Source organism: Azospirillum sp. Sh1 (assembly GCF_008365135.1).
In the GTDB taxonomy this organism is placed as follows: Bacteria; Pseudomonadota; Alphaproteobacteria; order Azospirillales; family Azospirillaceae; genus Azospirillum; species Azospirillum oryzae.
On record NZ_VTTK01000005.1, the window covers coordinates 111,092 to 125,606 of the forward strand.

Sequence of the window (14,515 nt, forward strand, 5' to 3'; positions counted from 1 at the left end):
ATCCTTCACTTTGCTATTCTTGTTGCCCAAAGCTGTTGCCGGTATCCTGACCGAAGCGGATACGTAGGACATCTGCCGTGGCATGGTTGTGGGCCCGCATCCAGTCCAGCATCCGCCCCGCCCCTTCGCGATGGCGGCGCGCATCGGCGGAGCGGAGCAGGGCGGCGATCTCATCGGGTGATGGGGAGCCGGACACCACGATGCCGGCATCGAAGCGCCGAACCAACTCGGCCGCATGGATCAGGCAGTCATGGATGACGACTGGAAGCCCCGCTGATGCGTAGCTGCTGAAGGTGGCTGGAATGACCACGTCGTGGTCGCGGGTACGGATGTTTCCGGCAGCGCGAACCCACCCATAGTCGAAGCCGGCCAGGGTCCGGCGCAACGCCTCCAGAGGGCAGCGTGGATGATAGGCGATTCCCGCCGCCTCCACGTCGGCGGCGAAGCCGGAAAAAGGTGAACCCGGCTGCCCTGTATCGCTGCCGTTGAACAGCGTGATCCGGGCGGCTCCTGAACGCGACAGGGCGGCAAGCAGCGGCAGATGTTCGTGATTGATCCGCAAACCGGGGAAACGGTCCAGCCGTCCCGGCACCACCATGGATGAAGCGAAGGCGACCCGCTTGGGCATTCCGGGGCCTGCAGCGGCCATCTCCACCCCGGCTGGCGGAGCGCTCTCCTCGATCCCGACGAAATACTCCATCACCGGTGCATGGGGCTGCCGCAGCACCTCAGGCCATGCGCCCCCACGCTTGCTGACGATCAGCGCGGCCTGCTGAAGCAACAGGGATTCGGCGCTGTGCCCAAGACGGATGAACTCTTCGGACATGCCGAAATATTCGATCAGCTCGGAAAGGGACAGGTAATCCAGCCCGATCAGCCAGCTGTCCCAGAACTCGAAAATCAGGTCCAGCGGCAAGCCGGCACGCCGGATCAGGATATATTGGAAGAAGCCATCGAAGGTCGACTGTACATAAAGGGTTTTCGGACGCACCGCCGCCAGGATCTCGGGGATGACGGTCAGCTGGCCCTGCAGATCAAGTGTCGGGAAGATGTCGCTGCGTATCGGCGTCCCTTGCAAGGCCGAACCGATGAGCAGTGTCCGGTCCGGCGGAAAGACACCGGCAAGAACCTGGTCCGACAGAACCTGCGTGGTCGAACTGCGCAGGATGACATGCCGGACCTGCCGGAGATTTCCCGTTGGGAGCGCTTGCGCAAGCAGCACCTCCGGACGGACCCGGTCGCGGCAATAAGCGCTGTAATCGGCACCGGTGTACAAGGGGAGAATGCGCTCTGCCGGAACGCCGGCACTTTGCAACACGCCGATCAGATCCGCCTCGTAGTGGAGGTGGGAAATCAGGACCTGATCGTCATCCCCAAGCCGGGCTGCAATCCGTTCCGGTGACGTCACCGGCAATCCGAAGCTGGCGCAGGCATCGGCGCCGTCCCGATCCACCAGTCCGCGGAACCGGATGTCCGTCCTCGCCAGCAAAGCCGGCAGCAGATCGCGTGTGTGCGTTCCCCCGGGATAGACCCAGAGACCACCCTTCAGGGGTGCCTGCCGCAGGAAATCGATGGCGAACCGCAAGCTTTTGGGAACGGCATGGCCGTCGAGCACGCGGTCCACCGTCGCATCCAGATCCGGAGGAGGAAGGAAGGTATCGTCGCCACGCACTGAACCGCTATCACGGCGCATCGTCACCCTTCCGTCTCCGCCAAGCTGCTACCCGGCCTGGAGCGGACCGGGTGGCGTGCTGCTTTCACACGGGCTCAAGAGGCTCGTCAAGGATGTAGTTCCGGATGACGGGCTCGGTGGGAGCCGGAATCTGAGGGGCGAAAAATCGCGTCTCCCCTTCGTTCAAAAGGGGGGCGTCGACATTTCCGGCGCCGAACACACGAAATTCGAGGTTGAACCGCTCCTTGGTCATTTCCGGCCGGCTCCAGGTCCCGTGCAGGGTCTCCGAATTGAAGACCATAACGTCGCCGGGGGAGAAGACGGGGCGGAAGCGGGCCTCGGGGCTGAACATCGAAAGGACCGATGGGCTGACATTGATGGTGTCGCCATGGGGGAGGATGCCGCTGAGGCCGACCGGGACGAACTCCATGCCCGGCGCATCCTCGCCGCATGGATCGAGCGGCACCCAGAACTGGACGGATCGCCCGATGTCCATGCTTCCGGTGAAGTTGCCGTCCTGATGCATGCCTGTAACCATCGAGCCCACCTGCGGCGATTGATAGCGCATGTGGCAGGTGACATGGGGCAGGGTCAGCGCACTGACGCGGAACTGCTTGAAATAGGCCCCTGCGATGACCGGCATCAGGCTGGGCATGAAGATTTGATAGATCACGTAGTGGCGCAGATCCGGTGATCCCTGGGGTGTCACCATCGATTTGAAACGCAGGTCGCCGACCCAATCGGCCCGCGCGTTTTCCAGATGCTCGGTCTGCCGGGTCAGGCTCGACAGCCGGCGCGCCTCGGGAACGCCGGCCGCACGCACGGTCTCCAGCAGCCCGCGGGGAAGCGCATTGCGCAGAACGACGCACCCGTAAACGCGAAGGCGATGGAACACCCGCCTGACCAGTATCGACCAGGGCTGGCCCTGGGCATCCAAGGAAAGCAAGCTATCATAGTCTGGCATCGTGTGTTCCATTTGCGTGTCGTCACCTAGGCTGATGTCAGGGATCGCCGGATGAAGCTGAGATATTGCTGGCCGCGACCGAAATATCCGATCAGCGGTGCCAGACGATCGAGATCATGCTGTCCAGGAGCCAAAACGAAGGCGGCGGCGGCATCAAGGGCATCAGCTGCCGCAGTCGCGTGCGGACGCAGCAGGCTGGCGACCATCTGCAACGCCTCCGCCGCTTCCGGCAGCGCCTTCTGTCGGCCTCCGGTTTCATGGTCGACCATCAAGTTGAAAACCCGGTCGGCATGGTGGAGAAGCAGACGTCCGGTTTCTTCGTCATGGGCGGGAGCAGCCAAGCAATAATCCGAAAACGCTACCACGTTGGAGTGGTAAGACCGAAGTCCGGCAGCATTGTGTCCGGGGTCCATATCGTCGCAGGTCTTGTACCAGCGCCAGTCCGTGATGAAGCGCGGTGAACTGCCATACAGGTCGAACCCGTCCGCCAGGCAGCCGATCGCGTCGGCTATGGAGAACAGGCGGCCATGGTAGGGGATCAGGATGTTGTCGTGGATCCAGTCCTCCACGGGGCGGGTCCGCCCGGCCAGGCTTTCAAGATGCGGCGTGAAGACGGGAAGCAATGCCGCCATCCGCTCCGCAGCGGGCCTGGCGAATGGGACGATCCGGTCGGCGACCAGCCGCCGGCTGAACTCTCCCAGGCCCGAGATGGAATCGATGCAGGTCACGACGACGATCCCATCCGGTCCGGCGAAGCCGGCGATGTGCCGGGTGAAGGCGGCCGGGTCCCGCTGGAAGGGAATGACCCCTTCGCACAAGACAAGATCATAGCGGCGGCTGGTGTCGAAACTCTCGATCAGGGAGTGAACGATTTCCACCGCCGGCTGGTCGCCGAACCGGGTTTTCAGACGGTCCTGGGTTTCCGCAATGCCGGTCGGGTTGCCATCGACGAGCGTGTAGCGTCCCGGCGACAGGCTGGCCGTGTAGAGGGCGTTGTGCCCCGAACCGGGGCCGAACTCTATGACGGCTTTGCCCGCCAGAAGGCCGGGCGGTACGCCGAGGCTGTGGTAGAGCGCCCGTCGCCGGCGGAAATGGGACGCCATGTCGTGGGCGATGTCCTGCCGCACAGGAGAGATCCCATGGGCGGTGTAATAGCCGAGATATGGCCGGTCGGCCTCGGCTGTCGCCGGTTGGCCGGTCACGATGGGAGAGGTCATGCCTCTGTCTCCGGGGTCATGTCGGCGGCTCGGTAACAGGAACGGCACTCCTGCGGAATGCGCCGCTCCAGATGAGCGCGCCGGAAGTCCTGGTAAGCGGTCCCGAACCAGACATCCGTCAGGCTCCGGGCCTCAAGCCCGTCGATGCGGGAAACGCCTGGATCTCCGATGGTGCAGCAGGGAACCACCTGGCGATCCGAACTGACCACGGCACGTTCGAATGGCCAGGGGCACAGGCTTTTCGGGCTTTCGGTCGAGTATTTTTCCACCACGTGCCAGAAACGGACATCGATCCCGTTTTCACGGCCCAGATCGATCAGCCCATGCAACCGCTCGACCGTCACGCGGTCGGCGACGTCGACCCGGCGGTTGCGCTCCTCCCAAAGCTCATTGCCCCATCCGCCCAACTCCAGCGAAAAACACTGGTGGCGGAATCCCAGATCGGCGCCCAGCCGCACCAGAGCCTCAAGCTCGTGCAGGTTTCCCTCCTGCACGACGGTCCACATCTTGGTCCGGCAGACGCCCTTCTCGGCGGCATAGTCATGCAGGGCGCGGCAGTTGGCCGTCACGTGGCGGAAAGAGGATCCCCGCCGGATCGCCTCGAAGGTCTCGGCCGTGGCGCCGTCGATGGAGATCTGGATTTCATTGGCGTCGCTGTCGATCAACTTCCGGTGGTTGTCGTTCAGATGCAGCAGGGAAGCGTTGGTGGTGGTCCGCACCCAGATGTGCCGCGCGCGCGCGTACCGGATCATGGCGAAATAGGGATCGCCCTGCATCGACGGTTCGCCGATTCCCTGGAGCTTGATCTCCACGAGCCCGTACTGCTCGTCGATCAGCGCCTGGAAATCGGCCAGCGAAAGATCACCCGCCCGCCGCCCCTTCGGCCAGTCGCTGACAACGCACATGGTGCAGCGGAAATTGCAGCGGCTGACATTCTCGATGTCCAGCTTGACCGGCAGATAATCGGGGTTCGGATCCCGCCGGCTCGACCGGAGATAGCGCTCGTAATTGGCCCGCTTGCGCGGGTCGAGCGTCAGGGCACGCTCCCGCTCGGCCACATAGGCGTCTATGCCGGCCGAGGGTTCCGGCAGCGGCAACAGCCGCATTGCCTCGTTCAGAACCGGATTACTCATTGGCCATCTTTAATTAACCATAGTGTTTTGCAACTATTCGGTGGAAGCCAGGATATCATTGCCAAGCTTATGAAGCAATTTCATCATGTCTTCCGGTTTGAATCTGTAAAGCTCCTCGGCGCGTCTGGTCGAAATTATCCACGATGGCATACAAGGCGATAAGATTTTTACCGGCGAAGTCGATGACAGTCGGGTTCGCAGCACCTCCACGACCCCCGCCACGGGCAGTGGTCGCCCGGCCGCCAGATTGACGCAGTCGAACCCGGCCGGCCACCCGCCGCCAGCCAGTTCGGTCACGAAGCCGCACAGGCCGACGATGTGCAGCGCGTTGTTGAAGAGGGCGCCCGGGTTGTAGATGGTGACCTCGCGACCGGCTTTCAGACCTCGAGCCAGTTCTCCCAGCCATGGCCGGTTCATGCCTGGACCGACGACACCGGGCAGTCTCAGGACCAGGGCGCCATCGAGTTCGCCCTGGTCCACGGCCTGGGCCAGAACCAGTTCCGCCATACGCTTGCTGAGGCCGTAGCCATCCGGATCGACCGGGACCGTGGTTTCCTCCAGCATGGGAACGGTGGGGCGGCCATAGACGCTGATGGCGGAAAGCTGGATCACCCGCGGCACCGCCGCCAGCCGGGCGGCATGGACAAGCCCGGCCGTGGCCAGGATGTTGTTCCGTGCAAAATCCTCCACCCGCCGCCCAGGGCCGGGCGAGACCGCAGCGGCGTGGATCACCAGCGTCACGCCGGCCAAATGCCGCGCAAGCGTCTGCGGATCAGGATCGAGCACAGCCAGAGGAATGTCGCCGGTCCCGCCGTCACCGTCGCCGGGCCGGCGGACGAAGCCGGTCACCTCGTGTCCGGCCTCCGACAGAGCGACGCACAGATGACGGCCGATGAAGCCGGCAGCCCCGGTGACGGCGATCCGTGCCAAGGCCGCTCACACCGAACCGAGACCGAAGACACGCAATGCCCGTTCGTCCGGTGCCTCGCCCGGTGGGGCGGCATCGGGCAGCAGTGCGGACAGGGCTTGCACGATCGCGGCACGATCATGGCGCAGCAGCGCCTTATGCTGTTCGCGCCGTTCCACGACCTGACGGGACAGCGGATTTTCCGGGCTGCGCGTGCTGCGGGGCGCCCACATTTCGGCCAATCCCTGCTTGGCCATCTCCCTGATCTGCGGCACGTCGAGCCGGTTGTTCAGGTCGACCACGGGATAGGCGGAGGCGTTCGCTCCCGATGCGGCATCCTGCGGAGCATACACCGTCACCAGGGAGTCGTGATGGCACAGGCCATAGCCGTACTGATAAAATCGGCTGTTCACGTACCACTGCGGCACGTTCACCAGGTCATATCCGAAGCTTTCGAAAGCGAAGACAGGGGCCTCCGGATTTTCGCGGCGCGACGGCTTCGCATATTCGAATATGTAATGCAGGGAGGCGGGATTCATCTCCGCCAGCATGTGGTTGCAGGTGACCGCATCGAAGCGAAGCGCATCCCGATCCGGGAAATCGGTATGATACTTCCACCAGGGCAGGTGGATCGAATCGCAGTCGTTCCACAAAGTATTGGAGAGAGCAGGCGCTCCATCGAGGGCCAGATCGACAAAGCGGTCGCCCAAGGCCTCCCGATGCAGGGCCTGCTGCCACAGGTAGAAGCCTTCGGTCACGTCGACCGAGGCATACTTCATTCCGTTGAGCGCCAGCATCAGCCCGAGGTATCCGCTTCCCGGACCCAGTTCGAGCACGCGGGCACCGGCCGGAACGACGAAGGTCAGGTGACGGTAATTGAGCAATGCCCGGACGAGAGCGTTCCACGGGATGATCGGCGTGGCGCCGAGACGGCGCAGGGTGGCCGCGGTGATGCGGCAGATCTCCTTGGCCAGGTCCAGTTCGGCGTCGGTGAGGCCGCCGAACAGCATGTAATCCACCGTATAGGTGAAGCGGGTCTCCTGCATCACATCGACGAATTTGACCAGTTCGGCCGGCCGTTCGATGCCGGTGGGATAACCGGTGTTACGGAACACGACCGGGGCATAGACCTGGACCACGCGGTTGGACAAGGTCCGTACCGCGTTGGCTTCGGCAACGCGGTAAGCATCCGGATCGATCATTGACAGGTTCCTTTGGAAAGGTCCGGAACGGACGACGGCAGGGCGCCGGTCCTGGCCAGTTCGGCCAAGGCAGCCAGAACGCCCGTTCGCTCGGGCGCGGTGTGCATGCTTTGCAGATAGCTGTGATGATCGTCGTCGGGTAAGCGCATCGTCCGTACCGGCGCACCGGCCGCAAGAAGCGCAGCCTCCAGCCGGTCCGTCTGTTCCGGCCGGACGATGCCGTCCTTCAACCCGTGCACCAGCAGGCTGGGCGGCGCCCCGGCATCGGCGTGGCGGGCCGGTTGCGCCGCATGCGCCAGCAGATCCGGCGGGAAAACGCGCGAGACGAATGGATCGTCGTCGGCCGTGAAGTCGTAATAGCCGGACAGGCCGGCCACGCCCGAAACAACTCCACGGGCAAGGCCGCAGCTTTCCAGATGGCAAGGTGCGTAGGCGAGCAGGGTCGCGATGTGGGCGCCGGCGGAATATCCGGCGAGAACCAGGCGGCGGGGGTCGCCGCCGAAGGTTTCGGCGTTGGCCCTGGCCCAGGCGACGGCACGGGCCGCATCGTCGATGAAGGCCGGGAAGCAGGCATCGGGATACAGACGGTAATCGGGAAGGACGACCAGCAGGCCGGCGCGGGCCAGGGTGGGGCCGATCGGGCCATGGAAGACATCGTCGCGGGCGCAGCTGCGCCAGCCGCCGCCGTGGAAGAATACGACGACCGGAGCCTTTCCCGCGCCTTCGGGGCGATGCACGTCCAGGAGCAGGCGAGGGTGGTCGCCGTAAGCGATGGCCCGCAGTGCCGTGTCAGCCATTCCCGTTCTCCTTTGCCGCGCCGGCCGGAACGGCGAACAGGACGGCGATCTCCGACAGTGCCCGGCGATTGGCCGCCAGAAGAACCTGCCGCAACGCCAGTGCGCCGCGGCGATGGCGCTGCGGATCCAGGCCGGAGACCGGAAGATCTTCCCCCATGCCCGCAGGCACGACCAGACCGGCTCCATACTCCTCCACCAGTGCGGCCACCCGGCCCAGACGGTCGGAGACGATCACCGGAAGCCCGGCCCCGATATAGCCGCAGAAGCGGTTGGGAAGGACCATGTCCAGATCGGGGGCCTCGATCTGCCGGCCGAAGTTGAGCCAGCCATAATCGTAGGAGGCGAGGGCAAGGGGCAGCTCCTCCAATGGCACGCGGCGGTGATAGGTGATCGGTGCCGCGGAATAGTCGGCCAGATAGCGCCGGAAGACCACATCGTCCTGCGGACCGCGGTGGAGCAGGTTGAAGACGCCGAATTCCACTGGATAGCGGCCGGACAGCCGGCGGAATTCCCCAAGATTGTCGTAGCCGTCGCCAGTCGCCGCATTCGCGGTCTGGATGCTGGGAGGTTCGAGCACCGTGGTGTCGGCGATGCGGATGCGCGTGCCGGCGGCAGGCGGAAGGGACGGCCCGTCCGGCTCTCCAGGCAATACGGTCTCGGAGATGCCGGCGTGGTAGGATACGGAAGGGCGTCCGAAGGGTGCGATGAAGGCAGCCCACCCCGGCCCGGTCCTTTTGCCGACCACGAGATCGGCATCGGCCAGGATCTGCTGCTCCGCAAGCCGGTGGCCGGCAAGCTCGTCGGGGCTGGCAACGGTGGCCCGGGCGAAATCCTCTTCGCTTCCCCCCAGCAGCGACCAGAAATCGTACGGTTCGGCGACGATCCGGCAATCCGGCACCCAGCGGCGGAGAAGAGGGAAGAGCAGATGGGAATCCAGGCCGGTACGCAGATAGACCGTTCGCGGCAGCAGGCGTGTGACGATCCGTTCCAGGAGATCGATCGCCCCGAAGGCGCACAGGGTGGGATAAGGCGCGTCCGGCTCCAGCGCCTCCTCCATCAGGGCCACCGCGACCATATCTCCGGACCCGGACAGCGTTGCAAGAACGCTGTCCGGCACGATGCGCCGGGTTGAACTCTGAAGGACGATAACCGGACGCCGGCCGCCCAGCACGGCCACTCTGTCGGCAAGGGGCCGCTCCAGCCCGTTCGAAACCGCAAGCCGATAAGCCGGGTCGGCAAGCGGACGGAGGATCCGCTCGTCCGGGACCCCGGCCGCCCGCAGCGCTTCGGTGATTTCCGTCAGGCGCCGGGCGTGAAGCACGGCGATTCCGTCACAGTCCAAGGCTTTCCAGTCGCCAGGGGCCACCACCGGCAGGCCGAGTTGGGCCGGCAGCCCGTCCGCCACCAGCGCCGGGTTGCGGTCGACGATGCCGGCCAGCCGCACTCCGTCCGCGGCGGCCAGACCGCCAGCCAGTTGGCTGGTCAGCCAGCCGGCGGGAGTGACGGCGATTCGCCCCTGCCATGGCGGTCGGGACAGGAAGGCGGCCGCCTGTCTGGTATCGACGGGGATGCCGCGGTCTTCGACGAAAGCCTTCAGCCCCCGTTCCAGACCCACAGCGATCTGCTGGGAAGAGGCAGGCCGGAGCGGGCGGGGATGCGGCATGGGAAACGGAAACCCGGGATGCGGACGAGAGGCGGATGGACTTGCACGCAGAGGCAGAGCATCGGTCCTGCTGTTCCCCGTCAGTATACAGCCTTGCCGCCATCCATAAAACTGTTCCCTATTGTCACAGGATGCGGCAGATGCCTATCCCCATGCGCGGCCGTTCGGATAGTCTGCCGTGCCTGAACCGTATGGAACAAGGGGATTGCATGTCGGGGCATACATTCGGCTACAAACCAGGCACTGCCGTTGCAATCACCCGGACGGCTTGCCGCTGGATGTCGCGCCTGCTCAAGCTTGACGGTGCAACGCCTTTCTCCAACGAGTTCATCCAGCAGCTCGATCCGCAATACCGTTTCGTCTGGCGGACGGGAAATCGGGAAATCCCGCTGTGCTTCCGCACCGGACACGGGCGCCTTCTGTGGCGGGCGAAGACTTTCCTGACGGAAGAGCCGCTGATGCTCGAGTGGATCGGCGGCTTCACGCGGTCGGACATATTCCTGGATATCGGTGCCAACGTCGGAACCTATACCGTTCCTGCCGCTTTCCTGGCCGGCACCGTCTATGCCTGCGAACTCGATCCCATGAACGTCAGCATTCTCCAGGAAAACCTGTTCCTGAACGGGGTGCTCGACACCGTGATCATCTTCCCTTTTCCCTGCGGTGCGGAAAAAAGCGTAGAGCGCATCTACTACCGCGACTTCTCCAAGGGAGATGCGCTGCAGAGCGTGGGGCGGGAGTCCCCTTTCGACACGCGCAAAGGCAAGAGCTACACCGCGCGGCAGCTGGTCCTGCCGATCGACGCGGTGATCGGCGAGTTCGGGCTTCAGCAGCCGAACAAGATCAAGATCGATGTCGACGGCAACGAACGCATCGTTCTGGGCGGCGCCCGCGACACGCTCATGAAGGCTGAAGAGGTCTATATGGAGTGTTCCGACGATGAGGATTCCCGTTGGGCGGTCGATTGCCTGCGGGAATTGGGATTCGCCGAAGGCCTCCGGCAGGATGTCGCCAACGTCCCCGGCGCCTACAACGCCGTCTTCCGCCGCACGCAGCAGCCATCCGGGTAGGTTCGGCGGCGGAGATGGCCGGGGAATCGGCGCGGCGCTCCCGGCCTCTCCGCATCCAAGGACGTCATTCGAAAAAGATGAACCCGCAATCCCCGTCATAGCCGGCCTGTTCGGCGATCCAGGCCCAGCTTTCCGGGGAATGGAAGGACAGGCAGGTCAGCTGCCAATACAGCAGGTTGACCTTCTCCTCCTCCGTTCTGAAACTCTCCACCATGAAATATTTGCCGGGTCCCCGCCCCACCCGCTGCATTTCCCGAAGAGCCTGCCACACGCCTTCCAGCGGCAGGTTGTGAAATGTTCCCAGGCTGACGACGAAGTCGAAGCTGGCATCGGGGTAAGGCAGGGTCCGGCAGTCGCCGACCTGAAGGAAGGGGCGGATCTCTTCCTTGGCATGGTCGATGCCATAGCTGGAAATGTCGATGCCCGCCACTTCGATCCCAGGGACCGCCTGGGTCAGCTCGTAGAGCAGGTATCCCTTGCCGCAGCCGATGTCGAGAACGCGATGCCCCGGCCGCAGCCCGTAATGGGCGGCCAGCCGTTCCGCGACCGGACGCCAGCGTCCGTCATAACGGTAGCCGCCATAGCCGTAGCACCGTTCGCCGTCCCAATAGTCGGCCCCGAACTGCCGGGCCACGGTGGCGCAGGCCGCCTTGTCATGCTCCACGACGCGCTGGATGTAGTTGCGCCGGCTGCTTGCGTGCAGCGATTGGATGAAATCGATTCTCGCCATGGCCCCGTCCCTCAGAGTTGCGGGCCGGCAGGCGCCGCGTTCCGGTGCCAGTCCCGTACCGCCGGACCGGCGGAACTGCGGTCGATGGCCTGCTGGACCAGCCAGATATCCTCGAACCGCCCGATGTCCGCCTCACCACGCAGAACCAGCCCCTCGACCGCGCAATGGAGCACCCCGCCGCCATCGAGGATACGCCGGTAAAGCGCCCGGCGCTCCCGGGCACGCGGCGGCAGCATGAACAGGCTGTAGGCGATGATGCCCTCCAGACCCGGCAGCTCCTGCAACACGCCCTCCAGGATCATGAAGCAGTGCGGCATCGCATATTCCGTGGCCGACAGCTTGAATGTCAGGCCATGGCGTTGCGCATAGTCCCGGATGACAAGATTCTGGACATGCTGGGGAACGCGATTGCCAAGGATCGGGCGAGCCGTGATGTAGCCGCGCAAGCCGTGGCGTGGCTGTGGAATGCCGTCCGGATTGCTCATGCCCCAAATCCTTCGGGATAGTCGTAATCCAGTCCGACGCGGCTGGCCGGGCGCAGGGTGATGGGTTCGAAGAACTCCCCCAGCCTCTTGTCGGCATAGGGGGTGAACACGCCTTTGAAACGGCAGTTCATGCTCCAGCGGGTGTGGGGCTCCCGGTTGACCCGGTTGCCATGCGGCAGATTCTGGTTGAACAGCAGGAAGCTGCCATAGGGGATGTCGATCCAGACCAGATCCCGATCATACTCGCGGCACAGGTCGTCGGCGCTGCGGCTGGCGAAGCGGTGCATGTCGGTCTCCAGCCGGGCGGTGGCGGCGGGAGGCAGCAGATACATGCTCTTGGTGCGGTAACAGTCGACCAGGGGGATCCACAGCACCACCTCGAAGGGGCTGTCTCCCGACCATGTGTCAGCATGGATGGGCAGAAGCGAACTGTCGTCGTCGGGCATCTGGATCGACAGGTTGATCCGGCGCTGCATGCACAATTCGTTGCTCACCACCCGTTCCAACGTGCGCCGGGCGATCGCGTAATAAGCCGGCCGCAGCCAGGGAGCGGCGTTCATCGCGCCGATCACATGCAGGCGGAACGCATTCAGGCGATCGACCGGCACCCGGTCGGCGATGCCGTTCAGGAAGAGGCCGGGATCGGCCGGGACCGGACACTCCAGCCAGCGGCACGCCTCGGTGACGACCAGATCCCGGATGGCATCGAGAGCATCGCGATCCTCTGCCGGCGCAAGGATATAGCCGTCCTTGAGGAAGGCTTCGCCCAAGGCGCGCTCTTCAGCGGGTAGGAAATCGGTGTAGGGCATCGTCCCCTCGGGTGTTGCCGGGTGTTTCACGCTCTTCCTGTCTCCCACCACGGAAGCGGGCGCATTGATGCGCATCATTGCCCCGCCACAGCTTCCGCATTTATTCCGGTCCTCACTTCGGGTGCCGCCCCAGCCCCTCCAGGGTACGGGCCGCGATCTGCCGGGGCTGCAGGCCGGCCAACTCCATCAGATGATCGTTGCTGCCGTAGCCGGTGGGAAAGGCATCCTCCAGCCCCAGCCGCAGCAACCGGGCCGGCAGCCCCTCCTCGGCGATGATCTCGGCCACCGCGCTGCCCAGGCCGCCGATCCGGGTGTGCTCCTCCACGGTCACCACCAGGCCGGCCCCGGCGGCCAGACGCCGCACGGCGGCGGCGTCCAGCGGCTTGACCGTGTGCATATGAACGACACCGGCGGCGACGCCATGCTCCGCCAGAAGATCGGAAGCCGCCAATGCCTTGGCGGTCACGATGCCGGTGGAGATGAAGGCGACCTCGCCCGCTGGCCGCATTTCCAGCGCTTCACCGATGGCGAACGGCGTGTCGGGAGTGGTGACGATGGGTTCGTTGCCTTTGCCGACCCGGATGTAGAGCGGGCCGGGCCAGTCGAGGCTCGCCTCCAGGCAACGCACCATCTCCAGCTCGTCCACCGGCGCGACGATGGCCATGTTGGGCAGGGCGCGCAGGATGGCGATGTCTTCGAATGCCAGGTGCGTGGGACCCAGCGGAGCATAGACGGTGCCCCCGCCGGTGGCGATCAGGCGAACCGGAAGGTTTTCCAGGCAGACGTCGATGGCGAGCTGGTCGAAGCAGCGCCGGGTCAGGAACGTCGCGATGGTGTTCACGTAGGGCACGAAGCCCTCCATCGCCAGGCCCGCAGCCATGCCGATGATGTGCTGCTCCGAAACCCCTTCCATGAAGAAGCGTGCAGGCATGTCCCGCTTCATGCCGGCCAGGACGCCGGGCCCCAGGTCCGATCCGATGAAGACCACCCGGTCGTCGCGGCGGGCCAGGGTATCGACCATGTTGATGGCGTGTTGGCGCATGTTCGTCCGTCCTTTCCTCAGGCCCGGGCCAGGGCATCGCGCATCGCGGCGACGTCGGCGGCCGTCACCTTGGCCTTGTGGTGCCATTCGGCCTTGTGTTCGGCAAAGTCCAGCCCTTTGCCCTTGACGGTGTGGCAGATCACCACGGCGGGCTGCCCGGGCGACAGAGGCAGCGTGCCCAGGGTGCCGCGCAGAGCCTCGACATCATGCCCGTCCACCTCCCGCACTGCCCAGCCGAAGGCGCGCCATTTGTCGGCCAGCGGCTCCAGGTCCGCCACCTCCGAGACGGGGCCGTAGCTCTGCAGCTTGTTGTAGTCGACCAGCACGGTGAGGCTGTCCAGCCGGTGCTTGGCGGCATGCAAGGCGGCTTCCCAGACCGATCCTTCCCCCAGTTCACCGTCTCCGGTAATGACGAAGGTCCGCCCGGGCAGCCCCTTGATGCGAAGGCCCAGCGCCATGCCGATACCGATCGACAGGCCATGGCCCAGCGAACCGGTCGAAGCCTCCACGCCAGGCTGGTGGCCGCGTTCCGGATGGCCGCCCAGCATGGCTCCGGGACGGCATTGCTGCCGCAATTCCGCCTTCGGGAAGAACCCCTTGTCGGCCAGCACGGCGTACCAGGTCAGACAGCCATGTCCCTTGGAAAGGATGCAGCGGTCGCGCTCCGGCCAATCCGGCTGGTCGGGGCGGACTCGCAGCACGTCGTCATAGAGGATCCGCAGGATCTCGACCAGGGACATGGACGAGCCGATATGGCCGCGGCCGCCCCCCTCCAGGGCATCGATCACCAAGCTGCGCAGGTAACGGGAACGGTCGTCCATGGA

Annotated in this window: 14 protein-coding genes; 1 reads left to right on the forward strand and 13 read right to left on the reverse strand. The window is 64.8% G+C overall.

The window, feature by feature from the left end; all coding sequences use genetic code 11:
* Nucleotides 1-13: 13 nt before the first annotated feature.
* Genes FZ029_RS07695 through FZ029_RS32935 form a run of 8 tightly spaced genes read right to left on the reverse strand, consistent with a single transcriptional unit; the run spans nucleotide 14 to nucleotide 9,507 of the window.
* Nucleotides 14-1,699, reverse strand: a complete 1,686-nt coding sequence (locus tag FZ029_RS07695; protein WP_211104115.1) for a hypothetical protein — start codon at nucleotides 1,697-1,699, stop codon at nucleotides 14-16.
* Nucleotides 1,700-1,757: 58 nt separating this feature from the next.
* Nucleotides 1,758-2,648 (reverse strand): phytanoyl-CoA dioxygenase family protein, encoded by an 891-nt coding sequence (locus FZ029_RS07700; RefSeq protein ID WP_149268720.1) that lies wholly within the window; start codon nucleotides 2,646-2,648, stop codon nucleotides 1,758-1,760.
* Between the two features lie 14 nt (nucleotides 2,649-2,662).
* Nucleotides 2,663-3,838 carry a class I SAM-dependent methyltransferase gene (locus tag FZ029_RS07705; protein WP_188051860.1) on the reverse strand — a complete coding sequence of 392 codons (1,176 nt, stop codon included), beginning with the start codon at nucleotides 3,836-3,838 and terminating at the stop codon, nucleotides 2,663-2,665.
* A gap of 11 nt (nucleotides 3,839-3,849) precedes the next feature.
* Nucleotides 3,850-4,986, reverse strand: a complete 1,137-nt coding sequence (locus FZ029_RS07710; protein ID WP_149268722.1) for a radical SAM protein — start codon at nucleotides 4,984-4,986, stop codon at nucleotides 3,850-3,852.
* A 33-nt stretch (nucleotides 4,987-5,019) separates the two neighbouring features.
* Nucleotides 5,020-5,916 (reverse strand): NAD(P)-dependent oxidoreductase, encoded by an 897-nt coding sequence (locus tag FZ029_RS07715; RefSeq protein ID WP_149268723.1) that lies wholly within the window; start codon nucleotides 5,914-5,916, stop codon nucleotides 5,020-5,022.
* Between the two features lie 6 nt (nucleotides 5,917-5,922).
* Nucleotides 5,923-7,095, reverse strand: coding sequence for a hypothetical protein (locus tag FZ029_RS07720; RefSeq protein ID WP_149268724.1), 1,173 nt, complete (start codon nucleotides 7,093-7,095; stop codon nucleotides 5,923-5,925).
* Entirely contained in the window at nucleotides 7,092-7,892 is an 801-nt protein-coding gene (locus tag FZ029_RS07725; RefSeq protein ID WP_188051861.1) for an alpha/beta hydrolase, read from the reverse strand. Before FZ029_RS07725 ends, FZ029_RS07720 begins: the two co-directional genes overlap by 4 nt.
* Nucleotides 7,885-9,507, reverse strand: a complete 1,623-nt coding sequence (locus FZ029_RS32935) for a hypothetical protein (RefSeq protein WP_188051862.1) — start codon at nucleotides 9,505-9,507, stop codon at nucleotides 7,885-7,887. Before FZ029_RS32935 ends, FZ029_RS07725 begins: the two co-directional genes overlap by 8 nt.
* 188 nt (nucleotides 9,508-9,695) lie before the next feature.
* Here FZ029_RS32935 and FZ029_RS07730 point away from each other — a divergent pair, with 188 nt between their 5' ends.
* Nucleotides 9,696-10,625 carry an FkbM family methyltransferase gene (locus tag FZ029_RS07730; protein ID WP_188051863.1) on the forward strand — a complete coding sequence of 310 codons (930 nt, stop codon included), beginning with the start codon at nucleotides 9,696-9,698 and terminating at the stop codon, nucleotides 10,623-10,625.
* Between the two features lie 64 nt (nucleotides 10,626-10,689).
* On the opposite strand, the gene FZ029_RS07735 is transcribed toward FZ029_RS07730, so the two are convergent.
* The 5 genes from FZ029_RS07735 to FZ029_RS07755 form a co-directional block, all read right to left on the reverse strand.
* The gene (locus tag FZ029_RS07735; RefSeq protein ID WP_149268727.1) at nucleotides 10,690-11,355 is read right to left on the reverse strand and encodes a class I SAM-dependent methyltransferase; all 666 of its coding nucleotides are present in this window, start codon (nucleotides 11,353-11,355) and stop codon (nucleotides 10,690-10,692) included.
* Between the two features lie 11 nt (nucleotides 11,356-11,366).
* Nucleotides 11,367-11,840 (reverse strand): LIC12192 family sporadic carbohydrate cluster protein, encoded by a 474-nt coding sequence (locus FZ029_RS07740; protein ID WP_149268728.1) that lies wholly within the window; start codon nucleotides 11,838-11,840, stop codon nucleotides 11,367-11,369.
* Nucleotides 11,837-12,649 carry a sporadic carbohydrate cluster 2OG-Fe(II) oxygenase gene (locus FZ029_RS07745; protein ID WP_149268729.1) on the reverse strand — a complete coding sequence of 271 codons (813 nt, stop codon included), beginning with the start codon at nucleotides 12,647-12,649 and terminating at the stop codon, nucleotides 11,837-11,839. Before FZ029_RS07745 ends, FZ029_RS07740 begins: the two co-directional genes overlap by 4 nt.
* 112 nt (nucleotides 12,650-12,761) lie before the next feature.
* Entirely contained in the window at nucleotides 12,762-13,691 is a 930-nt protein-coding gene (locus tag FZ029_RS07750; RefSeq protein ID WP_149268730.1) for a transketolase C-terminal domain-containing protein, read from the reverse strand.
* A 17-nt stretch (nucleotides 13,692-13,708) separates the two neighbouring features.
* Nucleotides 13,709-14,512, reverse strand: a complete 804-nt coding sequence (locus tag FZ029_RS07755) for a transketolase (RefSeq protein WP_149268731.1) — start codon at nucleotides 14,510-14,512, stop codon at nucleotides 13,709-13,711.
* Between the last annotated feature and the right edge of the window lie 3 nt (nucleotides 14,513-14,515).